Source organism: Streptomyces sp. NPDC060198, assembly GCF_042728415.1.
Lineage (GTDB): Bacteria > Actinomycetota > Actinomycetes > Streptomycetales > Streptomycetaceae > Streptomyces.
This window is the reverse complement of sequence record NZ_JBHWZJ010000039.1, coordinates 1-22,779: the sequence shown is the minus strand read 5'-3', so window position 1 is coordinate 22,779 and position 22,779 is coordinate 1. Positions and strand designations below refer to the sequence as shown.

The 22,779-nt window shown below is 72.9% G+C and carries 18 protein-coding genes; 14 read left to right on the top strand and 4 right to left on the bottom strand.

What is annotated here, in order from left to right; translation table 11 throughout:
* Nucleotides 1-61 precede the first annotated feature (61 nt).
* The 8 genes from ACFWEP_RS08445 to ACFWEP_RS08410 all read left to right on the top strand — a co-directional run bounded on the left by ACFWEP_RS08445 (nt 62) and on the right by ACFWEP_RS08410 (nt 7,944).
* On the top strand, nt 62-250 hold the full coding sequence (locus ACFWEP_RS08445) for a daptide-type RiPP (protein WP_266707782.1): 189 nt from the start codon (nt 62-64) through the stop codon (nt 248-250).
* Nucleotides 251-344: 94 nt separating this feature from the next.
* The gene (locus tag ACFWEP_RS08440; RefSeq protein WP_266707780.1) at nt 345-524 is read left to right on the top strand and encodes a daptide-type RiPP; all 180 of its coding nucleotides are present in this window, start codon (nt 345-347) and stop codon (nt 522-524) included.
* Between the two features lie 303 nt (nt 525-827).
* Entirely contained in the window at nt 828-1,025 is a 198-nt protein-coding gene (locus ACFWEP_RS08435) for a hypothetical protein (protein WP_387367578.1), read from the top strand.
* 2 nt (nt 1,026-1,027) lie between these two features.
* Nucleotides 1,028-1,756 (top strand): ABC transporter ATP-binding protein, encoded by a 729-nt coding sequence (locus ACFWEP_RS08430; RefSeq protein WP_387367575.1) that lies wholly within the window; start codon nt 1,028-1,030, stop codon nt 1,754-1,756.
* Nucleotides 1,749-2,495: an ABC transporter permease gene (locus ACFWEP_RS08425; protein ID WP_387367572.1), complete on the top strand. Its 747-nt coding sequence runs from the start codon at nt 1,749-1,751 to the stop codon at nt 2,493-2,495. The genes ACFWEP_RS08430 and ACFWEP_RS08425 overlap by 8 nt, the downstream gene beginning before the upstream one ends.
* Entirely contained in the window at nt 2,492-4,156 is a 1,665-nt protein-coding gene (gene mpaP, locus ACFWEP_RS08420; RefSeq protein WP_387367569.1) for a daptide biosynthesis intramembrane metalloprotease, read from the top strand. The genes ACFWEP_RS08425 and mpaP overlap by 4 nt, the downstream gene beginning before the upstream one ends.
* 114 nt (nt 4,157-4,270) lie before the next feature.
* Entirely contained in the window at nt 4,271-6,781 is a 2,511-nt protein-coding gene (gene lanKC, locus ACFWEP_RS08415) for a class III lanthionine synthetase LanKC (RefSeq protein WP_387367566.1), read from the top strand.
* Between the two features lie 68 nt (nt 6,782-6,849).
* Nucleotides 6,850-7,944, top strand: coding sequence for a glycosyltransferase family 2 protein (locus ACFWEP_RS08410; RefSeq protein ID WP_387367563.1), 1,095 nt, complete (start codon nt 6,850-6,852; stop codon nt 7,942-7,944).
* 80 nt (nt 7,945-8,024) lie between these two features.
* Here ACFWEP_RS08410 and ACFWEP_RS08405 read toward each other — a convergent pair whose 3' ends face one another.
* Nucleotides 8,025-9,014, bottom strand: a complete 990-nt coding sequence (locus ACFWEP_RS08405) for a hypothetical protein (RefSeq protein WP_387367560.1) — start codon at nt 9,012-9,014, stop codon at nt 8,025-8,027.
* 332 nt (nt 9,015-9,346) lie between these two features.
* Between ACFWEP_RS08405 and ACFWEP_RS08400 the strand changes: the two genes are divergently transcribed.
* A complete protein-coding gene (locus ACFWEP_RS08400; RefSeq protein WP_387367557.1) occupies nt 9,347-10,003 on the top strand; it encodes a GPP34 family phosphoprotein in 657 nt (218 codons plus the stop codon).
* Nucleotides 10,004-10,293: 290 nt separating this feature from the next.
* On the opposite strand, the gene ACFWEP_RS08395 is transcribed toward ACFWEP_RS08400, so the two are convergent.
* On the bottom strand, nt 10,294-11,712 hold the full coding sequence (locus ACFWEP_RS08395) for an MFS transporter (RefSeq protein ID WP_387367554.1): 1,419 nt from the start codon (nt 11,710-11,712) through the stop codon (nt 10,294-10,296).
* A gap of 171 nt (nt 11,713-11,883) precedes the next feature.
* Between ACFWEP_RS08395 and ACFWEP_RS08390 the strand changes: the two genes are divergently transcribed.
* Nucleotides 11,884-12,786 (top strand): helix-turn-helix domain-containing protein, encoded by a 903-nt coding sequence (locus ACFWEP_RS08390; protein WP_387367551.1) that lies wholly within the window; start codon nt 11,884-11,886, stop codon nt 12,784-12,786.
* Nucleotides 12,787-12,871: 85 nt separating this feature from the next.
* On the opposite strand, the gene ACFWEP_RS08385 is transcribed toward ACFWEP_RS08390, so the two are convergent.
* Nucleotides 12,872-13,246: a cupin domain-containing protein gene (locus ACFWEP_RS08385; protein ID WP_387367548.1), complete on the bottom strand. Its 375-nt coding sequence runs from the start codon at nt 13,244-13,246 to the stop codon at nt 12,872-12,874.
* Nucleotides 13,247-13,402: 156 nt separating this feature from the next.
* On the opposite strand from ACFWEP_RS08385, the gene ACFWEP_RS08380 reads away from it, so the two are divergent.
* From ACFWEP_RS08380 to ACFWEP_RS08370, 3 genes are all read left to right on the top strand, one after another.
* A complete protein-coding gene (locus ACFWEP_RS08380) occupies nt 13,403-13,825 on the top strand; it encodes a MarR family winged helix-turn-helix transcriptional regulator (protein ID WP_387367608.1) in 423 nt (140 codons plus the stop codon).
* 144 nt (nt 13,826-13,969) lie between these two features.
* Nucleotides 13,970-17,584: an ATP-dependent DNA helicase gene (locus ACFWEP_RS08375; RefSeq protein WP_387367545.1), complete on the top strand. Its 3,615-nt coding sequence runs from the start codon at nt 13,970-13,972 to the stop codon at nt 17,582-17,584.
* Nucleotides 17,585-18,095: 511 nt separating this feature from the next.
* On the top strand, nt 18,096-18,416 hold the full coding sequence (locus ACFWEP_RS08370) for a hypothetical protein (protein ID WP_387367542.1): 321 nt from the start codon (nt 18,096-18,098) through the stop codon (nt 18,414-18,416).
* 33 nt (nt 18,417-18,449) lie between these two features.
* On the opposite strand, the gene ACFWEP_RS08365 is transcribed toward ACFWEP_RS08370, so the two are convergent.
* On the bottom strand, nt 18,450-20,015 hold the full coding sequence (locus tag ACFWEP_RS08365) for a hypothetical protein (protein ID WP_387367539.1): 1,566 nt from the start codon (nt 20,013-20,015) through the stop codon (nt 18,450-18,452).
* Between the two features lie 484 nt (nt 20,016-20,499).
* Between ACFWEP_RS08365 and ACFWEP_RS08360 the strand changes: the two genes are divergently transcribed.
* On the top strand, nt 20,500-22,746 hold the full coding sequence (locus ACFWEP_RS08360; protein ID WP_387367536.1) for an MMPL family transporter: 2,247 nt from the start codon (nt 20,500-20,502) through the stop codon (nt 22,744-22,746).
* Nucleotides 22,747-22,779 lie beyond the last annotated feature (33 nt).

The window sequence follows — 22,779 nt, the reverse complement described above, 5'->3', positions numbered from 1 at the left end:
TCCGCCGGCACCCGCCGGCGGACGCACCACCGGAAGCAACATCCCGGAAGGAGGAGAACCCATGCAGAACACGGACACCAAGGCCCCTCTGGAGCTGGCTCTTCAGGAGCTGGAGGCGCACGAGCTGGACATGCAGGAGCTGGAGGCGCTCGACGCGCCCTTCGGCTGGAGCGACGTCCTCAGCTTCGTCGGCGGTCTCAGCGCGGGCGCGGTCGTTTCCTACGTCTCGCTGATCACGCTCGCCACCTGATCCACTCCCGGGTCAGGCCCCGCCCGGGGCGCCGACCCGTTGAGCGGCAACCCGCACGACCCACGCGACACACACACAGAATGAGGTGAAAGCTATGCAGGAGAACAACAACTCGGCTCTCGAACTGGCCATGCAGGAACTGGACATGGAGGAGCTGGAGGGCATGGACGCCCCCGACTGGTGGAACAGCTTCCTGGTCAGCTTCGGAGTCTCGGCGGCCGTCAGCACCACCTACGCCTCGCTGGTCATCACCTCGGTCGTCGTCGCGACCTGACCGGTCCGGCACGCCACGGGTGTCCCTGTTCCGGATGCAGGCCTAGTGCATCCGGAACAGGGCCCCGGCCAGATGCTACGTGCGGTACTCGCCGCGCCGCCGTGCCCGGGCGACCCCCCGGCGCGGCGGCGCACCGTTCCCGTATCACCGAGTATGCCCCGTACGCGCCGGACGACTCCGCGCCCGCCGCGGCGGCCCTCCCGCACACGCCGGACCGCACCGCACCCCGACGGCGTCGCGCCGACGGGCGGCCCCCTTTGATCCGAAGCGCAGGACCCGCACGACCGAAGGAGAGTTCCCTCCATGTCCCAGGCTGCTTCCCGCGGCTTTCCGTGGGCCCTCGCGGGCTGCTGGCTCGTCGTCTTCATGGCCGCCCCCGGCATCGTCTCGGCACTCACCGGCGGCCGTACGCGGACCGTCGCCCTGCTGGTCTGCGTGGGCGTCGAGCTGCTGACGATCGCCTGCTTCGGCCTCTACCTCCGTGCCCGGGGGAGGGCCTGACCATGACCGACGTAGTCGAGGTCGAGGGCCTCACCAAGCGGTACGGCGAGCTGACCGCCGTCGAGGACGTGTCCTTCCGGGTCGCGTCCGGCAGGGTCGTGGGCCTCCTCGGACGCAACGGGGCAGGCAAGACGACGACCCTGCGCATGCTGCTGGGCCTCGCCCGGCCCACCGCCGGACGCGCCACCGTCCTCGGCCTGCCGTACGCCGAACTCCCGCGCGCCGCACACCGGGTGGGCGTCTCCATGGACGGCATCGGCCCGTCCAACGCAGCCACCGGCCGGGGCGATCTCCGGGTCTGGGCCAGTGCGCTGGGGCTGGGCGGCAAGCGGGTGGACGAGGTGCTGGAACGCGTGGGCCTGGCGGGCGACGCGCACCGCAAGCTGCGCGGCTACTCCACCGGCATGCGTCAACGCCACGCCCTGGCGACGGCGTTGCTCGCCGACCCCGAACTCCTCATCCTCGACGAACCGGCCAACGGCCTCGACCCGGACGGCATCCGGTGGCTGCGTGAGTTCCTGCGGTCCCTCGCCGACGAAGGCCGGACCGTGCTGCTCTCCAGCCATCTGCTCGCCGAGGTCGAGCAGATCGCCGACGACATCGTCATCCTGCAACGCACCCTGCGGTACAGCGGGACGGCGGCGGATCTCACCCGGGACGGATCGGTGAGCCTGGAGGACCGATTCTTCGAACTCGCCGGCGCCGCAGGCAAGGAGCCCAGCCATGCGTGATCTCATCGCCTCCGAATGGCAGAAGGTGTGGACCGGCAAGGCCTGGTGGGCGCTGGCCCTCGCGGCGGCGCTGCTCTGCGTACTCGCCGACGCCGGGTTCCTCACCCAGGCGCTCGACGAGCTGGAGCAGGGCACCACCACCGTCGAGCAGACCACCGCTTCCCTGGTGCAGGGCTGGTTCATGGTGGAGCTGGTCGCCGCGCTCGCCACCATGCTCGCGGTGACCCGGGAGTTCTCCAGCGGCTCGATCATGCGGACGACACTGCTCGGCGGCAGCCGTCTTCGGGTGCTCGGCGCGAAGCTCACGGTCGCCGCGGCCACCGGCGCGGTGTTCGCCGCCGGGGCCGGAATCCTGGCGGCCGTCAGCCCGTGGGTCTTCCTGGCCGGTCAGGACTTCGGGCCGCAGTGGACGCGGGAGGCGACCTGGACGCTGCTCGGCGTGATGGGTGTCGTCGTGGCGGGCGCCCTGTGGGGCTGCCTGCTCGGCCTGATCATCCGTCAGCAGGTGGTGGCGGTCGTCGTGATGCTGCTGAGCACCTGGCTGGTCAGCGGCGGGCTCCAACGACTGGTCCCCGAAGTCGGCAGGTTCACCATCGACGAGGCGATGGCAGCGGTCTACCAGGACAGCTCCACCGCGGGGCTGCTCTCCACCCCCTGGGCGATCGTCGTGCTCGCCGCCTGGATCGCCGCCGCCGCCGTGGCGGGCCGCACGCTCTTCGTCCGCAGGGACCTGCCGTGAAACTCGCCCTGAAGCGCCCGGAACCCGTGGTGCCCGTCCTCCCCCCGCTGCCCGAGCGCCCCGCTCTGGCGGACGAGGTGCTGGTGCACGAACCGGCGGGCGAAGGCGCCCCGTGGATCGTGCAGTTCGGCGCCGGGCGGTACCTGCGGGTCGGCGCCGGGATGGCCCGGCTGCTGCGCTCGGCGGACGGTACGAACACCGCACAGGACATCGCGACGCACCTGGGCCGTCCCTGGACCGCCGAACTGGTCGGCGAGGGCCTGCTGCGCGCGCAGAAGATGGAGCTGCTCCAGGACCCGGCGCGCGAGCCCGTACGGACCCGGCGGTTCGCGTTCGTACCGCCGCTCACCTTCCAGTACACCGTGGTGCGCCCGGACCGCCTCCTCACTCGCCTGAGGCCCCTGACGGCCCGGCTGGCGCACCGGGCGTGGGCGGTGGCGCTGGTGGCCCTGGTGGCCGGCGGCCTGCTGAGCGTCGCCTTCCAACTGCCCACCGCCACCGACGCGCTGAGCGGTCCGCTGCCGGTGTCGGCGCTGGTCGCACTCGTCGTCGTCACCTACCTGGGCACCGCGCTGCACGAGATGGCGCACGGGGCGGTGCTGAGCCACTACGGCGGCAAGCCCAGCCGGATGGGCGTCATGCTCTTCTATCTGACCCCCGCGTTCTTCTGCGACGTCACGGACGGCTGGCGGCTGCCGAACGGCGCCCAGCGGGTACGCATCGCGCTCGCGGGCATCACCGTGCAGGCCGCCATCGGCTCGGCGGCCGGTCTCGCCTCGGCGGGCGTGGCCCTGGCCGGGGGCAGCGGCACACTGCGCGAGCTGCTGCTCCTGCTGACCGTGACCAGCTTCCTCTCCGGCTTCTTCAACGCCGTCCCGTTCATCAAGCTCGACGGCTACCTCGCGCTCATGAGCCACCTGGACGTCTCGCACCTGCGCGACCGGTCGATGGCCGACGCCCGCCGCTGGGCCGCGAAGGCGCTTTTCGGCGGGCGGTACGAGAAGACGGTGCCGGAGCTGGCCTGGGCCCCGCTCTTCGGACTGGCCTGCATGGTCTTCCCGCTGTACGTCCTGGGCACCGCCTTCACGCTCTGGCGCTCGATGCTGGAGAACATGGGCCTGGTCGGCGCGGTCGTCGTGTCGCTGGCGCTGCTCGCCCTGGCGACCCGGTGCTGCACGGGCGCCCTGCGTCTGGGCGCCGAGGCGCTCGCCGCCGGGGCCGCCCGGTGGCGGATCGCGGTCGTCTCGCTGGCCGGGCTGGCCGCCGTCGTGGCCGTCGCCGCCGGGGTGACCCTCCCGTACACGGTGACCGGCGGGTTCGTGAACGACGACGGCCGGGTGGTGTTCGTGGCGACGGGAGCGGCCGACCTGGACGCGGTCGCCCCGGGCGCGAAGGTCCGCCTGACGGGCAGCGGGATCGTGCTGCACGAGGAGGTGGGTGAGGCGGAGGTGCTCTCCGCCCGGCCCACCGACGTCTCCGCGCCCTTCTCCGTGTTCGCCCCGGTCACCGGGCTGGACGCGATGGCCCTGCCGGCCACCGGCATCGAACTGCGCACCGTCGCGGCGCCCTCGCGAGCCACCGGACTCGCCGAGATCGAAGCGGGCCGGCGCAGCCTCGGCGAGTGGCTCTACCTCCGCTACCTCGCACCGTTCTGGCGCTGACGCGGGGCGGCCCGGCCCTCCCCGTGCGCCATCCCCGTAGACGACGGGACCCCTCCTCCACGGCGACGGCCGCCCGGTGACCGCGCTCCCTCCCTGCTCCCAAGGCGGTTGATCATGGACATACTTCGGCATCTTGCGCACTGCCCGCCCGGCACGCCGTTCTTCGACCGGGACGACGCGGACAGCGCGGCGCCGGACGACTACCCCGCCGTGTCGGAGCCGGCGCCGGAGGGCTGGTCGCTCCACACCGGCCCGGACTGGGCGATGCTGACCCCGCCGGATCACGAACTGCCGCCGCAGGGCTGGAAGATCCACGTGTCGGCGGTCCCGGAGAACGCCGAGAGGGTCCTGGAGCGCTGCCGGGAGTACCTGGTGCCGCAGGGGATCGCGTTCAAGTTCATCCGGAGCCGGAAGGTGCTGCTGCGCCGGAACGGCAAGTACGGCGACCGCAGCGCCTCCGGCAAGTTCGTCACGATCTACCCCCGGGACGAGGAGAGTCTCGCCCGCGTCCTGGACGAGCTGGGCACCCTGCTGGACGGCGAGGCGGGCCCGTACATCCTCAGCGACCTGCGCTGGCGGTCCGGGCCGCTGTACGTGCGCTACGGCGGGTTCGTCGCGCGGACCATGAAGACGGCGACCGGCGAGACCGTCCACTGCATCGAAGACCCGGACGGCAACCTGGTGCCCGACAAGCGGCTGCCCGCCTTCCGGCCGCCGGAGTGGGCCACGCTGCCCGCCTGCCTGGAGGGGGCGTTGGCGGACCGCAACTCCGGCACCCTGGAGGACTTCCCCTACCGCGCCGAGAAGGCCCTGCACTTCTCCAACGGCGGCGGGGTCTACCGGGGCTCCGACCTGCGGACCGGGGAGCCGGTGCTGCTGCGGGAAGCCCGTCCGCACTCCGGGGTCGACACCCACGGCAACGACGCCGTCGCCCGGCTGGAACACGAGCACTCCTGCCTGGAGAAGCTCGCCGGACTGCGCTGGTTCCCCCGGCTGATCGAAGCCCGCAAGGGTCACGAACACCACTTTCTGGTACGGGAGTTCATTGAGGGGGACACACTCGCGGCAGCGCTCACCCGCCGGCTCCCGCAAGCCCCTGAGGCCGACCCGGAGCGGACCGCCGCCTACACCCGGTGGGCCCTGGACGTGCTCGCGGACATCGACCAAGGCGTCACGGCGATGCACGGGCGGGGCGTCTTCTTCGGCGACCTGCATCCCGGCAACGTCCTGGTGCGCCCCGACGACACCGTCGTCTTCATCGACCTGGAGACGGCGACGACCGACCCGGACACCGCGCAGATCCACGCGGCCCCCGGTTTCGGCGCCCCCGCCGGGCACCGGGGCCCGGACATCGACCGGTACGCCCTCGGCTGCCTGCGGGTCGCCCTCTTCGCGCCGCTCACCACGCTCATGGGCTGGGGCCCGCAGAAGGCCGAGCAGCTGATCGCCCACATCGCCGCCCGGTACCCGCTGCCCGAGGACTGGGGCGACCGGGTCCGCGCCGACCTGGCGCCGCACGCCCCGGCCGCCGACACGACGGCACAGGCGGCACGGAGTGCGCAGGCGGTCCCGGGCGCGCAGGGATCGCGCGAGGCCCTCGCCGAGGGCATCGAGGCGACCGCCACCCCGGACCGCACCGACCGGCTCTTCCCCGGTGACGCGACGCAGTTCCTGCTGCCCGGCGGCGGCGCGAACCTCGCGTACGGCACCGCCGGGGTGCTGTGGGCCCTCGCCGAGTCCGGAAGGGAAGTGCCCGAGGCGCACGTGGACTGGCTGGAGCGCTCCGCCGCCGGAACCACCGACGCGCTGCCCGGACTCTGGACGGGCCTGGCCGGTACCGCCTCCGCGCTGCTGCGGCTGGGCCGGACGGACACCGCGACCGCGCTGCTCGCCCAGGTCCGCGCGATGGACCCGCCCAACGACAGCTACTTCGACGGGCTCGCCGGCATCGCGCTCGCCCAGCTCCACCTGGCCCGCGCCACCGGCGACGAGGACGCCCTGAAGTACGCGACGGCCGCCGGCGAACAGCTCACCGCGCGCGCCGCCGCGACCCCGCCGCGCCGGGGGCAGTCGGGCCTCATGCGGGGCCGGGCGGGCGGCGCGCGGCTGCTCCTCGCGCTGTACGGGCAGACCGCGGACACCGCCTGGCTGGACGCGGCCCGGGAGCTGCTCGCCACCGACGTGACCGCCCTCGGCTGGACCGAGGACCCGTCCGGAGACTCCGCGGGGTGGGCGCCCAACGCCCCCGGCGCAAGGCCGCTGTTGGCCGCCGGTGGCGCGGGCACCGCGCTGGTCCTCGCCGACTACATGGAGCACCGCGAGGACCCGCGCTTCGCCCCGGTCGTCGAGAGCGTCCGGGTCGCGGCCCGGGAGGCCGTACCGCGTACCGCCGGGCTCTTCCACGGCTGGGCGGGTGCCGCCCTCACCCTGCGGCGGCTCGGCGAGGAGCCCTCCGGTCGCCTGCTGGACGTGCTGGACCTCTACCGGGTCGAGTACGCCGGGCGGCCCGCCTTCCTCGGCCACGAGAACCTGCGGCTCTCCACCGACCTCGCCACCGGCGGGGCCGGGGTCCTGCTCGCCCTGGGCGCGGCGGGCGACGGGCCCGCCGCGCTGCCCTTCTGGTGACCGCGCACGAGGGGAGGACGGCGCCCCGTGCGAGCCGCACGGAACACCGGCGCGCACCCCGGGTGACCGTGGTCTGTCCGACCTACAACCGGTCGGAGGCGATCACCCGGACCATCGACTCCGTCCGGGCCCAGACCGTCGAGGACTGGGAGCTCCTGGTCGTCTCGGACGGCTGCGACGACGACACCGAGGCGTGGGTGGCGCGGGCTGCCCGGGAGGACCCCCGGGTGCGGTTGGTCCGCATCGCGCGGACCGGCCATCCGAGCGGCCCGCGCAACGCCGGGCTGGCCGGGGCCCGGGGCGCGTACACCGCCTACCTCGACCACGACGACACCTGGCACCCGCACCATCTGCACGTCGTCCTCGGACTGCTGGAGGGCGGAGCCGACCTGGCGGCCTCCGGGTGCGAGTACCGGGACGCGGCCGGGGCCGTCGCCGCCGGGCTGCCGCCGCTCTCCTGCTGCTGGCATCGGCAACTCCAGCTCATGGGACCGATGTTCGAGCCGTCCCGGGTGGCTCACCGGAGCGGGCTGGTGGAGTCGGTGGGCGGCTGGCGGGCAGGAGCGGGGCTGGAGGACTGGGACCTCTGGCTGCGCCTCGCCGACGCGGGCCACACCTTCGCCACCGCGCTGGAGCCCACGGCGGTGCTCCTCACGGACGGCGGGACCCGCCGGCACCGGATGGCCCGGCCGCACCGCATGCCGCTGGTCCACCTCGCCGACGCCCGGTCCGCGCACACACTGCTCGGGGAACTGCGCACGGGACGGTACGACGAGACGTTCCGCGCGGCCTGCCGCGAGGACATGCGGGAGTGGTACGCGGACATGGTGCGCGACGGGGGGTTCGTACGCCCCGGCGACTGGCACGGCGACCTGGGTGACGAGATCGACCGGGTGGTCGGGGGCGCGGGCAGACTCTTCGAGGAGCTCGTCCTCGTGCCCGACCGGGGCCGCTTCGCCCTCGCCCGGAACCTCCTCTGCGCCCGCCCGGAGCACGCCCGCCGAGCCACCGCCCTGCTGCCCGCCGTCCAGCCCCGTCAGCTGCGGCTGCTGACGGAGCTGGCGGAGGAGGCGGGACGGACGGGACGGGTGAACGCAGGCTCACGGCAGCCGGTTCGACCTGCCGGCGGGACGGCCGAGGGCGAGAACGCGAGACGGTGCTGACGGTGCTGACGGTGAGGACGGTCAGGACGGTCAGGACGCGGCAGGGGCGGACGGCGCGGGCCGGCCGGACCGGGCGGGCCTCAGATCCAGCCCTTGTCCCGGGCCAGCAGTGCGGCCTGGAAGCGGGTGGCCGCGTTCAGGCGGTGGAGAAGCCGGGCGACGTGCCCCCGGTAGGTCCGTACCGAGACGCCCAGCTCGCGTGCCCCCGCCTCGTCCTTGTCGGTACGCGCCATGATCTGGAGCACCTTCAGCTGGAACTCCTCCAGCCGGTCCCGCTCCGCACCGTCGCCCAACAGTGGCACCACGTCCGCCGCGTGGGCCCAGGACCGGTCGAAGAACGACCTGAGGGTCTGGACCAGCCCTTCTTGGCGGATCAGCACCGCGCGCTGGTCCGGCGCGTCGGGGACCGACTGCACCAGCGCCGTGCTCCGGTCGAAGATCAGCACCCGCTCGAACGGCCCGTCCAGCACCCGCAGCTGGGCTCCGTGCTCGACCACCTCCCGGAAGTGCCCCGCCGAGACGGGGTCCCGCAGGGCCGAGCGTTGCACCAACGCCTTTACGGTGACGCCACGCCGTAGACATCTCAGGTCGGACTCGCGGGCCATGGCGGCGCATTCGGGTGTCATCGTCCGCGAGGGCTGCATCACCAGCAGCTCCCGGCGGGCGAAGTAGGCCAGCTCGCCGACCCGTTCGTAGAGCAGGCCGGCCCCCTCCAGGGTCTCGACCTCCTCGTGCACACCCTCCTGCCCCTGCCAGTACAGGACTTGGCGTACGAGGGAGTGACTGGTGGACAGGATCTCGCGCTGCTCGTCCTGGAGGGCCCGGATGCGCTGTTCGGCGAGTCTGCCCACCCCGATGCCGGGGTCCACGGGGAACGCCTCACCGTCCGCGCCGATGTGGACCATACCCTGCTGATCGAGTCTCTTCAGGGCGAGTTGGAGATCGTGTGCGTCCATGCCGAGCGTCGAGCCCAGATTCTCGACGGTGGCGCCGGGGCGCCTCAGCAGCGCCCGGTACACGGATTCGTCGAGCGGTTGCACTCCCAATACGGCCAGTTCCGACCCATCCATACGTTCCCCCGTAAAAAGTGATGACCCCTTACACGTACACGTGCAAACCCTCACATTCGTCTCTGATCATGTCAATTCCCCTGAGGTTCCTGTGAAGACATTGCACACTGTGCCCCCTGGGACAGGTGACTACTCGCGAAACCGGCGAGTAGGCGATCGGATGGGCATGCGCAAGGCGGCGCAACGGCTGCTCACGGGTTCACCACATGCTCTCCCCTGACGGAACCCATACGCGGTCCCGCGACGATGCCCGGGGGGAACCAGGTGCGCGAGCGGGGCGTGATGAGGGAGAGTCGGGGACACGTCGCGGGCAACGAGGGAAGAAGGGTCCGATGGACACGGGACTGACCGTCGGCGAGCGGATCGCACTGCTCGGACTGGATCAGCGGGACGGCGCACCGCACGATCCGCTGCGGGTGGGTGCAGCGGTCGCGGCGGCTCCACTGCTCCGACTCGTACGGTGCGGAGCGGTGGTGGCGCACGAGGGCAGGCTCGTCGCCGCCGACCGCCCGGCGCCCGAGGAGCCGCTCGCCGCCGCGGTGGCGGCCCGGATGCGCGAACATCCCGAAGCCCGGCCGCAGGCCTGGCTGCTGGCGGTGCGCGACCAGGCGGTCACCGCCGCGTACGACGGCCTCCGGGCCAAGGGCGTGGTCCGCCGGGAAGGCCGCAAGGTCCTGGGTGCCTTCGGCTCGTACCGCTACCCGGTGATCGACGCCTCGGCGCCCCGGGCCCTGCGGAGCGAACTCGCCGGGGTGGTGCTCGACGGGGCGACGGCCGGTCCGGAGACGGCGGAGCTGATCACTCTGCTCCACCACGCGGGACTGCACGCCCGCGCACTGCCGGACGCCGACCCCGCCGTGGTGAAGAAGCGCATGGGCGAGCTGGCCGCCGGGACCGGCGCGTCCGGAGCGGTGGGCGAGGCCGTCTCAGCGGCACTCGCCGCCCTGACCGTGCTGCTGGTGACCATCCCGGGCATCGCGGCGGGCTGACCGGACGACGGACGGATCGGCCGTCGCCCGGCCCGCGTCGCACGTCGCGCGCCGGTGCCAGGGACGGGAGTCGAGCGCGGCCACCGGCCCGGCCCCGGCCACCGGGCTGCCCCGGGCCCATGGATGCGGGGCGCCGGTCCCGGTGGCAGGGACGGCTCGCGGCAGGGACGGCTTGTGGCAGGGACGGCTCGCGGCGGGGACGGCTTTCACTGCTGGTGGAGGCCGTCGGGTCGGCCGGAGGCGACCGCCAGGGTCACGGGGACGATCCTGAAGTCCCTGTTGGCCGTGGTTCAGCCGATCCGGCTTTCCACAGCGGGCTTCCGGGTCCGCAGGAAGAGGAAGGAGGTCAGGATTCCGAGGACCACCACCGCCGTGTTCACGATCACCGCGGTCGTGATCCCGTCATGGATGTCGGTGTTCGCCGCGGCGACGGCCGACATGACCGGCGTGCCCATCGTGATGCCGATCTGCTGGGTCATCGTCGCCAGGCCTGTCGCCATGCCCTGCTCGTGGTCGGCGAGGCCGGTGGTGGCCGTGACCATGAAGCCGACGATCACCAGCATGTTCCCCACCCCGCCGGCGAAGGTCGCCGCCAGCAGCAGCCACATGCTCGAACTGGTCTCGCCCAGGCCCACCAGGGAGAGCGTCGCCACCGCCTGGAGCGCTCCGCCGATCAGCAGCGTCGACCGGGTCGAGGTCGCCCCGATCACCCGGGGCGCGATCGAACCGCCCACCACCGTGCCGACACCCAGCACACCGAACGACAGCCCGGCCGTCAGCGGCGAGAACCCGAGGACCTCCTGGAGGTACAGCGTCATCAGGAAGACCAGGCTCGTCTCCGTGAGGAACGCGATCACGCCCGCCACGTTCCCCCAGGCCACCGTCCGCTTCTTCAGCACCGACACCGGCACCAGAGGGCTCGACGCCCTGGACTCCACCGCGTAGAACACCAGCAGCAGCGCGACGCCCGAGGCCAGCCAGCCGAGTGCGCCACCCGAGCCCCAGCCGTGCTCACCGGCCTGCGTCAGCCCGAACACCAGCGCCAGCAGGCCCAGCGTCACCGACACGGCGCCCGGCACGTCCAGCTTCGGGCGGACCGTCGGGCGGGACTCCTTGATCACCGTCGGGGCGATCACCAGCACCGCGATCGCGACCGGCACGTTGATGAAGAACGACCAGCGCCAGGAGAGGAGGTCGGTGAGGACTCCGCCCAGGATCGCGCCCGTCGTGAACCCCGCCGACATCAACGCTCCGTTCAGGCCGAGCGCCTTCTGCCGCAGCGGCCCCTCGGGGAACGAGGTCGTCAGCAGCGAGAGGCCCGCCGGTGTCACCGCGGCCGTCGCCAGACCCTGGAACACCCGGGCCACGATGAGCATTTCGGGGCTCTGGGCCAGTCCGCCCACCAGAGAGGACAGCCCGAGCACGGCCAGGCCCACCAGGAACAGCCGCCGTCGGCCGAACAGGTCCGCGATCCGCCCGAACAGCAGGGTGAACCCGGCCGCGGCCAGTGCGAACGAGGTCGCGATCCACTGGAGACCCGAGAGCGAGAATCCCAGCCCGTCGCCGATCACCGGCAACGCCACGTTCAGGATCGAGAAGTCGACCGCCAGCATGAACTGGGCGACCAGCAACACCACCAGGACGAGGCGCAGCCGTCCGTCCGGACGGACCGGCGCCTCCCCCACCCGCACCTCTTCGGCAACAGCCATCACGCACATCCCTCCGTCGCGGACCACCGGTTCGGTCGTCCTGGGAGGTGACTCTGGTACGACGCTGGGGAGTTACCCAGCCCACTGTTCTTGCTGGCGTCGCGGAAGGTATCACCGGCAGGGCCACCTTCGAGGCCCCGCCGCGACCGCCGGACCGGCACACTGGGACGCATGGACACTCCCACGGCTCTGGGCGACTTCCTCCGCAACCGCCGCGCGCGGCTCCAGCCGGAGGACGTCGGGCTGCCGAACCACGGCACCCGCAGGCGGGTTCCGGGGCTGCGGCGCGAGGAGCTCGCCCTGCTGGCCGGGGTGAGCATCACGTACTACACGCATCTGGAGCAGGGGCAGAGCGCCAACGCCTCGGACAGTGTCCTCGACGCTCTGGCCCGCGCCCTGCGCCTCACTCCGGACGAGCACACCCATCTGCGCGACCTCGCCCGCCCGCCGAAGGCGAAGCGTGCCGCGCCGCACCGCCCGGAGTTCGTACGCGCCACCACCCGGCGGCTGATCGACTCGATGCCGCAGGTGCCCGCCGTGGTGCTGGACGGGCGCAACGACGTCCTGGCCTGGAACACGCTGGGCCACGCCCTGCTCGCCGGCCACCTGGACGTGACGAGCCCGGACACCCCGGCGGACCGCCCCAACCTCACCCGGATGCTGTTCCTCGACCCGCTCACCCGCGAGCTGTACACCGACTGGAAGAAGGAGGCGCGGGTGGCGCTGGCCGCGATGCGCCTGGTCGCGGGCCGCAACCCCCAGGACGGGGCGCTCGCGGAGCTCATCGGTTCGCTCATGCTGCAGAGCCCCGACTTCGAGGGCCTGTGGTCCAAGCACCCGGTGCGGGACTGCACCGTGGGCACGAAGGCGCTGCACCATCCGGTGGTGGGCCCGATGACGCTGGACTTCGAGAACCTCCACCTCGCCGACAACACCGGCCACCGGATGCTGCTCTACACCGCCCCCGCGGGCTCCCCCTCCGACGCGGCACTGAGCCTGCTGTCGAGCCTGACGGAGGAGGCGTCACGGGCCCGGAGCAGGGAGCCGCGAGCGGCCGCGGACGGCCGGCGGTAGACCCGCGTACGGACGCCCGGCCGGAGGACTTCCGGCCGGGCGTCCCGTGCGTACGGGTGCGGGCGCCGCTCGCGGGCGGATGCGGTCACTCGGCCCAGGGCAGTGGAATCAGGCTGTCGTCCCCCGGCCGCATCGCCTTCCCCCCGGCCGCCATGGCGACCAACGCCACCATCGGGCCCTCAGGAGCGCCGAGTTGGCGCACCACGCCGGCGGGGAGGACGAGCGCCTGTCCGGCTTCCACCCGCTCGGTCACGCCGTCCGCCTCCACCCGGAGCACTCCCGACACGGGCATCCACACCTGCTCGCGGTCGATGGAATGCACCGGACCGGTGGCCCCGGCGGCGAACTCCGTCCGCCAGGTGCTCAGTTCGGCGCTCCCCTGGCTCGGCGCGGCCAGGGCGAACATCGCTCCCGCCGGCGAGACGGTCGTCCGCTGCTCACTTTCACCGATCACATACATCCGGACCCCCCTCATGTAAAGCCGCTTTACTCATGGCCATGACGCGAGTAAAGAGGCTTTATGCAACTGTGTCAAGATGATCGGGTGGAGAACCCGGAACGCCCGACGCACCCGCACGACCCCCTGGAGTCGACCGAGCTCACCTTCCTGCTCGGCATGTCCTTCCAGCTGGTCCTCGCCGAGTTCGTACGCCGCCTGGAGGCCGCCGGGCACGAGGGCCTGCGCCCCGTCCACGGCATGGTCTTCCAGACACTCCGCACCTCCGGCGCCACGAGCAGCGAACTCGCCGACCGGCTCGGGGTGACCAAACAGGCGGCCGGCCAGATCGTCGACGACCTGGAGAAGCGGGGTTTCGTCGAACGCCTCCCGCACCCGGAGGGCGGGCGGCGCAGGCTCGTCGTCCTGACCGCGAAAGCGCGGGAGCACCTCGCCGCGGCCGGGCACGTGCTGCACGACCTGGAAGCACAGCTGTCCGACCGGCTGCACGCGTCGGGCCTGCGCGTGCCCCGCGCCGAACTGGCCGCCCTCGTACGCACCCTGTCGCCGGACGCGCTGCCGCCCCTGCGACCCCTCTGGTGACGCGGGCTTCCGGGATGCCGGGCCCCCTGTCCGGTAATCGACACCCTGACTGTTCGTCACCGTACGATCTCTGATAGTTGTGTCCCCGGGGTACGGGCGTCGGCCCGTAGCGGGGCCTCATGTGCTCCGCCAGGGAGGATGCACATGAGCACGACCACGCGCGAAGAGGTCCTCGCCGGGGAGCAGAAGGCCGTCGACCACGCGTACGACTGCTACACCACGCGGCTCGCCGAGATGACCGGCGCCTCGGCCGCCACCGCGTCGGCGAGCGGCAAGGACGGCGTCGCCAACCGGATGGACGCCGAGGCGCGGGCCGAGGCGTACGGCGGCCTGGGGGACGAGGCGCTCGTCTTCTCCCGGGTCGACGCCCCGGAGGAACCGGGGGGCGCCGCCCGACCCTGGTACATCGGGCGGCGCGGCGTACGGGACACCTCGGGCGATCCGGTCGTGCTGCTCTGGACCAGCGCGCTGGCGAAGAAGTGGGCGGACACACGGCCCGAGAACCCGGGAGAGGTCGAGCTCCGGCGTCAACTGCGGTGCGTGCGGCAGGTGGTGGAGGACTACTTCGACGACATCGCCCCGGAGTTCGCCGCCGGCCCCGTGCCGGAACCCACCGGCGTCCCCGGACAGCGGGACCGACGGGACGACCCGGCGTACGAGGACCCGGCGTACGGCGACCCGGCGACCGGCGAAGAGGCGCCGGGGGAGGCACCGCTCGCGGAGCCACCGTCCACGGAGGAGCCCCGTGACGAACCGGCCCCGCCGGACGCCGCACCGCACGACCCTCACGCCCCCCACCTCCCCGCCCCACGGCGGAGGCTGCGCGTCCCGTCCGCCACGCCCGGCGACCTCGCGCGGGCCCAGCGGCGCAAGCCGTCGCAGCCGGACGAGTTTCTGCTCCGCGAGCTCCAGCGCTCGCGCGGCGGGCGGATGCGGGACATCGTCGAGACCATCCGCCGCGACCAGATGGACCTGGTCACCGGGTCCCCCTCGGACATCCTGGTCGTGCAGGGCGGGCCCGGTACCGGTAAGTCGGCGGTCGGCCTGCACCGGGTGACCTGGCTCGTCAGCAACAAGTACTTCAACGCCCAGGACATCCTCGTCATCGGCCCCCACCAGCGCTTCCTGGAGTACGTCGGCCAGGTCCTGCCGACCCTCGGCACCCGGGACGTCAACGCCGTCCAGCTCTCCCGCCTCTGGGACGGCGAACTCCTCGGCGCCGACACCCCGCAGGCCCGCGCGGTGAAGTCCGACGAGCGCATGGCGGCCGTGCTGCGGCGGCGCGTCGAGCAGGAGTGCCACCCCGACGCGGTCGACGGCCAGCTCACCCCGCCGTCCTTCGAGGGCGACGAACCCGCGTTCACCGTCATCGCGGGCAGTGCGACCCTGCGGATCGCCGGTTCCGAGGTCCACGCCCTGCTCGCCGAGGCGCGCGGCGGCCGGGCGGCCTACCGCGAGCGCCGCGACCGATTCCGCAGCCTGATCGTGGACCGGCTGCTGCGGGAGCTCACCGCCATCGCCCCGCGCCGGGGCGCGGACGGCACGATCCGCCGCAGCCTGGAACGCAACCGCCGGGTGGAGCGCCTCGTCGACCGCGTCTGGCCCTCGCCGGGTGCCCGCGAGTCGTTGCGTACCCTCTACGACTCGCCCGAGCTGCTCCGCGCCTGCGCCGAGGACGTACTGAGCGAGGACGAGCGGCGCGCGCTCCATCGCCCCCGCGCGGCACGCGCCGACGGCGACCCGTGGACCCTGGACGACCGGGTCTGCCTGGAGGAGCTCCGGTACCTCATCGCCGGGGAGATCCCGCGCCGCTACGGCCACATCGTCGTGGACGAGGCCCAGGACCTCACCCCGATGCAGGCCCACGCCCTGCGCCGCCGGGTCGCCCGGGGCGGTTCGATGACGGTGCTCGGTGACCTCGCGCAGGCCACCGGACCGGTGCCGTACACCGCCTGGGACCGCCTCGGCGCCATCCTCTCCGACCACGGGGACTGGCGGGTCGCGGAGCTGAACACCAGCTACCGCGTGCCCGCCGAGATCATGGAGTTCGTCGCCCCGCTGGCCCGCGTGGTCGCCCCCTCGCTGCCGTACCCGCGAGCCGTGCGCGAGGCGGGCGCGGACGCGGTACGCACCCTGTCGACCGAGCCCTGGAAGCTGCTGGACGACACGGTGGCCCAGGTGACCCGCCTGGTGGGCACCAACGACGGCCGCACCCTGCGGTCGGTCGCCGTCATCGTCCCCGACGACTCGCGCTGGCTGGAGGAGATCGGCGCCCGGCTCGACCGGAGCCCCGAGATCGCGGGACCGGGCCGCGAGGCGGTGTCCGTCCTGGCCGCCGCGCAGGCCAAGGGCCTGGAGTACGACCACGTCCTCGTCATCGAACCGGCCACCATCGCCGACACCGGCCCGGCCGGGCTGCGGCAGCTCTACATCGCCCTGACCCGCAGCACCCAGAGCCTCACCGTGCTGCACACCTCACCGCTCCCCGAGGCCCTCACGCGCACCGACGACGGCACCGGATCGGTACCGGGCACACCGGCACCGGGTGCTCCGGTCCCGGCCGCGCCCCCGGTCCGTACGGCACCGGAGGCCGACGCCCCCGAGATCGGCTCCGACATCCGGGTACGGGTCCTGGGCCCCGGCCCGGGAGGCCGCTACCGGGTCAAGGCGCTCGCTCCGGCCGTGGACCAGCCGCTCGTCCTGACCGTGCGCCACGGCTCCGCGCCGCCGCGCCCCGGCCAGGAACTGGACACCTGGGTCTTCGCCAACGAGACCAACCACAGCGTGCTCACCGCGGACGAGCGGGGCCGCCTGCCCATCTCGCCCAGGATGGCGGACCGTTACGTGGGAGCCGTCACGGTTCTCGCCGAACTACTGACCTCCGCAGACGACTTGGAGTCCGTACCGGACGCCCGGGCCCGCGTTTCCGAGCTCCAGGGCATGGCCAACCGCATCCTCCGCCGCGACCAGGCCGACTGGGTGGACGTACGGCGCGTCCTCGGCTCGCCGGACCGGGAGCGACTGGGGGTGCTGCGCGACCTCGCGGCGGGCACCAACCGCGCCCTCAAGGACGACTCCCTGGACGCCGCCCGGCTCTCGGCCGAACTGACCGCCTCCGGCTGGCTCGACGCCCTCGCCGAGGCGCTGGATACCCTCCGTACCCGCGGCGCGGGGGCGGCCGGCGCCGAGGCCCGTACCGAAGAACCCGCCGCTGAGCCCGACGTACCCGCGCCCGCGCCCGAGCCCCGTCCCGAACTGCCTCCCCAGAAGGAAAGCGACCCCGTGACCACCTGGACGACCACCGCCGAAGACGCCGCCGCCGCGCCCGCGCCGGCCCCCCAAGAGGGCTTCCTCCAGGCGCTGGTGACCTCGGCCGCGGCCGACCGCACCGACAAGAAGCACGAGGCGGTCCGCCACCTGCTCATGTCGGCCCTCCTCTGGGCGGACATCCAGCCGACCGAGTCCGAGGTCGTCGACGTCAGCTGCGTCACCGACCGGGGTCTCTTCCTCTACGAGGTCCTCGGGGCCGGCCGTGCCGGGTACGAGGACCTCCGCTCCGGGGCGACCCGCCTTCTGGAGATCAACCACACCCTGCCCGCCCCGGCCGCCGCCCGCTACCTGGTCCTCTGCGAACCGCCCGCCGACAACTGGTCTGCCGACACCGTCCGCGACATCTTCGGCGTCCACGTCCTCTGGCGCACCCCCGACGGCTGGGGCGGCGAGGACACCGCGACCGCCCTGGGCTCCTTCGGCGCGTAGGCGCGACGTTGTACTCCCCCACGCGTACGACCCCGGGTGCGGACGGTCCCACACGAACGGCCCCACGCGCGGGATCATGAGCAGCATCATGACCGCACAGAACCCGCCGCCCACGATCCTCAAGCCGTAGCCGTAGCCGGTGCGGTCGTGCGGGTTGGATTCCCCGTACCGGCCGTACCTGCTTTCCTGAACACGGTTTCCCCGGGGTCGAATTGAGGCGTGACGCAGCGGTACGGCGGCGCGCGACGGGCGGGAAGTGGACGTTCCGGCAGTCAGGTGTCCTCGTTCGTCGCCCGCCCTCGGCCCCGGGACGGCCCCGCCTTCCCGGTCCGGCCATGCCAGGCGGACGGCCCGTCCTCCGGAGGAGCGACGTAGCGTGACCGGCCCGGCGTATGGCCGTTCTACCGGTCGCCAGGTTTTCGGAATGCGACGAACCGCTCATCCCCCGATGAGGGCGCCGACGCGAGGTGGGAGTGAATACGTGCGACAGAAGTGCTGCGACCGTTGTGAGTTGGTCATCGGACTGGGCTGCTCCTGCCCGCCCGACGGTTCCCCGCCGAGGGAGCGCCCGGTCGCCCCGCCCCGGCAGGAGTGGCGGACCTTCCCCGCAGACACGATCCTCATCTCTCCGCGACGGTACGCGCACCTCCCCGGAGCGTGCGCCCACCTGACCGAGGAGCTGGTGACCGCCCCGCGCTGGGGCTGGATCCCCGCCCCGCCGGACGGGCTCTGGGACCGCTTGGGCACCGGTTGCCCGGCGACCGCGACCGAGGGCAACACGGACCGGCAGGCGATCCGGCGGTGCGAGGAGTGCGCGGCCGCGGTGGGGTGAGCGACGCCTGTCGAGGCCCGGCGGCGGAGGAGTTCAGCGCCCCGCGTCCGGCGCCACGTACACCCGCAGTCCTGCCACCCGGTGCGGTTCCCAGGACCGCACGTAGCCGGGTGCCCGCCCGCCCGGTGCCACGAGCACGGCGGTGGGCAGTCGCTCGGCGGTCCGCCGGATGCCTGCCGTCGTGGTGTTGGCGTCGTGTCCGCCGGCCGCCGCCGAGGAGCAGCCCGCGTAGAACGCGATCGGGACGTACTCCTTGCCGGTGATGAGACAGGGCGGGCGGACGCCGAGCCGGTGCAGGCCGTCGGCGACGGCGGCCCACTCCTGTCGGGCGGCCGTGGTGCGGCGCACGGTGTTGTGCAGCACCACGAGCTGCGCGGTCAGGTGCCCGGCCAGCACGAGGACCAGCAGGGTCACGGTCAGCGGCCGGCCCGTCCGGCCGGGCGCCCGTGCCGCGTGCACCACGAGTCCGGCGACCGGAACGGCGAGCAGCGCGTAGGCGGGCATCAGGAAGCGGGGGGCCGCGTAGCCGATCAGGAAGAGGTACGGGAAGGCCGCCGAAGCGGCGCAGGCCAGCGGTACGAGCGTGACGGCCGGGCGCCCCGAGCGGACGGCGGCCCTGACCGCGAGAGCGGCGAGCAGCGGCAGGGCGCACCACCAGAGCGTCTCCGGCACGGGCGGCACGGCACCGGCGCAGGGACGGCACAGGGTGCGTCCGCCGAGTGCGCGCAGCTGGTCCACCACCGCGATGTTCCAGCCGAGGCCGCCCTGGATACGGGACGCGTCGGCCAGGCGCTGCGCGAGCCCACCGTAAGCGGCGTACGCCTCGACCACCCACTCGGCCGCCCCGGCCGCCAGTCCGCCGCCCAGCGCCACCAGCAGGGCCGGGCGGCGCCACTGCCGTACGCACACCAGCAGCACGAGCAGCGGCAGGACCGCCCACACCGCGTCCATGGGGCGCATCCCGGCCATCAGCGCCGCGCTCAGGCCGACGCCCCAGAGGGCCGCGCGGTCGGAGCGGTCCGCGCGGGCGCGCAGGAAGCAGCCCGTACCGGCCAGGGCGCCGACAGCGACCCAGTAGTTGGGCATGGCCTGCGGACCGTAGAAGAGCGTCACCCACAGAGTGGCGAACAGGGCGCCCGCGGTCGCGCGCATCCGGGAGGGGAGGACACCCCGCCAGGCGCGGAGCGCGACGAAGAGGCCGAGGCCTGACAGGACGGCCAGGTAGACCCGGAGTGCCTCGGTCGACGACGACCAGGCGGCGACCGGCGCCACCAGCAAGGGAACGCCTCGGGCCCGCGGGGCGCTGAAGAACGAGGCGGGGGCGTGGCCCGCGACCTGGCTGACGTAGACCGACTCGTCCCAGCCGAGGCCCATCCCGGGCCGTACGAGCAGGAGTTGGGCCAGAGCGAAGGCACCGGCCACGACGGCTACCGCCACCTCGCCCCGGGGCCATCTGGACCACAGGGGCCGACGGGCGGTGGCCGGCGGGGCCACCTCAGCAGGCGAGGCCACTTCGACCCGTGGGACCGGACCGACGGATGGGACCGGGCCGGCCGATGTGACCCGCGCGCCGGTCGTGATCTGCGGACCGTTGCTCATCGCTCTCCTCTTGACCCCGCGAGTCGTAGGTTCCGGCGAGACCTCCGGAACTCCGCCCGAGAATCCCCCACCCGCCGTGAGGTTTCAGCCGTGGCCGACGCGGGTCCGCGGGGAAGAACCGAAAGGCGTAACGCCGCTCCCCCGCCACCGGTCACTCACCGCCCGCCTCAGGCCGCCGTCGGCCCGCTCGTGCTCGCGGGGCGGGAGCAGCAGCGGCGGTGGCGGCTCCTCCCGGCTACCGCACCCGCGTACCCCGGCGGGGGCGGTCCGGGCGAACGCCACCGCCGGACGGACACGCGGAGTGACGGAAGGTGGTGGGATTCCGTACACATGGGCCTTCCGGTCCTCCCTGGGTACCGATTCGGGGACCCGGTGTAGTGCGGGTGCAGTAGGGAGGATTGTCGGCATCCGCACGACGACGGAACGCCGCTGGTCTTGGAGTCTTGAGGAAGATTCCCGAGACCAGATGTGGAGATCCTCTGTCATGGCGTCCTTCCTCTACCGGCTGGGCCGAGCGGCCTTCCGGCAGCGCCGATGGATCTTGTTGCTGTGGGTGGCCGTCCTGGCTGTCGTCGGCTTCAAGGGCATTACCGCCGCTGCCGCCCCCGAAGACTCGTCGTCCATGCCCGGGATCGAGTCGCAGCAGGCCTTCGACCTCATCGACAAGCGTTTCCCCGGCACCGAGGCCGACGGGGCGAGCGCCCGGATCGTGTTCGTGGCGCCGGACGGACAGAAGGTCACGGCGGCGGACAACCGCGCGGCCATCGAGAAGACCATCGCGGAGGCCGCCCACGGGAGCCAGGTCGCGAGTGCGGCGGACCCGTTCGAGACGCACACCGTCAGCGAGGACGGCACCACCGCGTACTCGTCCGTCTCCTACAAGGTCACGTCGCACGACGTGACCGACGGCAGCAAGGCCGATCTCCAGAAGGCCACGGACCAAGCGAGGGATGCCGGTCTCACCGTCGAGATGGGCGGCAGTGCGGTGTCCGCGCAGGTCGAGGCGGGTGGCATCGGTGAAGCCGCCGGTGTCCTCGTGGCCGCGCTCGTCCTGCTGATCACCTTCGGGTCCATGGCCGCGGCGGGGCTGCCCCTGCTGAGCGCCATCGTCGGTGTCGTCACCAGCATGTTCGCCATCATGGCGCTGGGCAGCGCCTTCGGTCTCTCCTCGTCGACCAGCACGCTGGCGTCCATGCTCGGTCTCGCGGTCGGTATCGACTACGCGATGTTCATCGTCTCCCGCTACCGCGAGGAGCGCGGCAAGGGGCACGCGCCCCAGGAAGCCGCCGGACGGGCCGTCGGTACGGCCGGTTCCGCGGTGGTGTTCGCCGGGCTCACCGTGGTCGTGGCACTGGCGGGGCTGTCGGTGGTCGGCGTCCCGATGCTGACCAAGATGGGTCTCGCGGCCGCCGGAGCGGTGCTGCTCTCCGTGGTCATCGCGCTGACGCTCGTCCCCGCGATGCTCGGTTTCTGGCCGAACGCGGTCCTGCCCCGGCGCCTGCGCCGCCAGGCCCGCAAGGGACACCGTGGTGGCCAGGAGCACCCGGCAGCCGGTGCGGAAGCACTCGTTCCCACCCGGAAGGAATCGCGCTGGGCCCGCTTCGTGCTGCGCCGCCCGCTTCCGGTACTGATCCTCACCGTGGTCGGTCTGGGTGCGCTGGCGCTGCCGGCCGCCAGCCTGCAGCTCGGTACCTCCGGTGACGAGGCCAAGCCCACCTCCACCACCGAACGGCGTGCCTACGATGCTCTCGCGGACGGCTTCGGCCCCGGGTTCAACGGGCCGCTGACCATCGTCGTCGACGCCAAGGGCGCCCCCGACGCCACCGGCGCGGTGGACACCGTGGCCAAGGAGATCGCCTCGACGGACGGCGTCGTCTCCGTCTCCGAACCGCGCTTCAACGAGGCCGGCGACACCGCGATCCTCTCCGCCACCCCCTCCACTTCCCCCACCAGCGAGCAGACCAAGGACCTCGTCCACACGATCCGCGGCGAACGCGCCGACCTGGAATCCAAGACGGACGCGACGTTCCAGGTCACCGGGACGACGGCGGCCAACATCGACGTCGCCCAGAAGATGCAGGACGCGCTGATCCCCTACCTCGCCATCGTGGTCGGGCTGGCCTTCCTGCTCCTGCTCGTCGTCTTCCGCTCGATCCTGGTGCCCGTCAAGGCAGCCGTCGGATTCCTGCTCTCCGTCCTCGCCTCCCTCGGCGCCGTCGTCGCGGTGTTCCAGTGGGGCTGGGCCGCCGACCTGCTCGGCGTCGAGCAGACCGGCCCGATCATGAGCATGATGCCGATCTTCCTCGTCGGAATCGTCTTCGGCCTCGCCATGGACTACCAGGTCTTCCTCGTCTCCCGGATGCGCGAAGCCCACGTCCACGGCCAGTCCCCGGGGCGCGCCATGGTCACCGGATTCGGCAGCAGCGCCCGTGTCGTCGCCGCCGCGGCGCTGATCATGATCAGTGTGTTCTCCGGCTTCATCACTTCCGGCGAATCGATGATCAAGATGATCGGCTTCGGACTGGCCATCGCCGTCCTCTTCGACGCCTTCGTCGTGCGCATGGCCTTCGTCCCGGCGGTACTGGCCCTCCTCGGCCACCGCGCCTGGTGGCTGCCCAAGTGGCTCGACCGGATACTGCCCCGCGTCGACATCGAAGGCGAGGCGCTCACCCGGGGAGACGCCCCCGCCTCCGACGACCACGACAGGACCCGCGAACCTGCCGCGATCTGACCGACCGAAGCGAGGGCCGCCCGGCGCATGCCG

What these genes read in the sequence shown, in the direction of transcription:
- ACFWEP_RS08445 (WP_266707782.1), top strand. Translation starts at nt 62, where the DNA reads ATGCAGAACACGGACACCAAGGCCCCTCTGGAGCTGGCTCTTCAGGAG.
- ACFWEP_RS08440 (WP_266707780.1), top strand. Translation starts at nt 345, where the DNA reads ATGCAGGAGAACAACAACTCGGCTCTCGAACTGGCCATGCAGGAACTG.
- ACFWEP_RS08435 (WP_387367578.1), top strand. Translation starts at nt 828, where the DNA reads ATGTCCCAGGCTGCTTCCCGCGGCTTTCCGTGGGCCCTCGCGGGCTGC.
- ACFWEP_RS08430 (WP_387367575.1), top strand. Translation starts at nt 1,028, where the DNA reads ATGACCGACGTAGTCGAGGTCGAGGGCCTCACCAAGCGGTACGGCGAG.
- ACFWEP_RS08425 (WP_387367572.1), top strand. Translation starts at nt 1,749, where the DNA reads ATGCGTGATCTCATCGCCTCCGAATGGCAGAAGGTGTGGACCGGCAAG.
- lanKC (WP_387367566.1), top strand. Translation starts at nt 4,271, where the DNA reads ATGGACATACTTCGGCATCTTGCGCACTGCCCGCCCGGCACGCCGTTC.
- ACFWEP_RS08405 (WP_387367560.1), bottom strand. Translation starts at nt 9,014, where the DNA reads ATGGATGGGTCGGAACTGGCCGTATTGGGAGTGCAACCGCTCGACGAA.
- ACFWEP_RS08400 (WP_387367557.1), top strand. Translation starts at nt 9,347, where the DNA reads ATGGACACGGGACTGACCGTCGGCGAGCGGATCGCACTGCTCGGACTG.
- ACFWEP_RS08395 (WP_387367554.1), bottom strand. Translation starts at nt 11,712, where the DNA reads ATGGCTGTTGCCGAAGAGGTGCGGGTGGGGGAGGCGCCGGTCCGTCCG.
- ACFWEP_RS08390 (WP_387367551.1), top strand. Translation starts at nt 11,884, where the DNA reads ATGGACACTCCCACGGCTCTGGGCGACTTCCTCCGCAACCGCCGCGCG.
- ACFWEP_RS08385 (WP_387367548.1), bottom strand. Translation starts at nt 13,246, where the DNA reads ATGTATGTGATCGGTGAAAGTGAGCAGCGGACGACCGTCTCGCCGGCG.
- ACFWEP_RS08380 (WP_387367608.1), top strand. Translation starts at nt 13,403, where the DNA reads ATGTCCTTCCAGCTGGTCCTCGCCGAGTTCGTACGCCGCCTGGAGGCC.
- ACFWEP_RS08375 (WP_387367545.1), top strand. Translation starts at nt 13,970, where the DNA reads ATGAGCACGACCACGCGCGAAGAGGTCCTCGCCGGGGAGCAGAAGGCC.
- ACFWEP_RS08365 (WP_387367539.1), bottom strand. Translation starts at nt 20,015, where the DNA reads ATGAGCAACGGTCCGCAGATCACGACCGGCGCGCGGGTCACATCGGCC.
- ACFWEP_RS08360 (WP_387367536.1), top strand. Translation starts at nt 20,500, where the DNA reads ATGGCGTCCTTCCTCTACCGGCTGGGCCGAGCGGCCTTCCGGCAGCGC.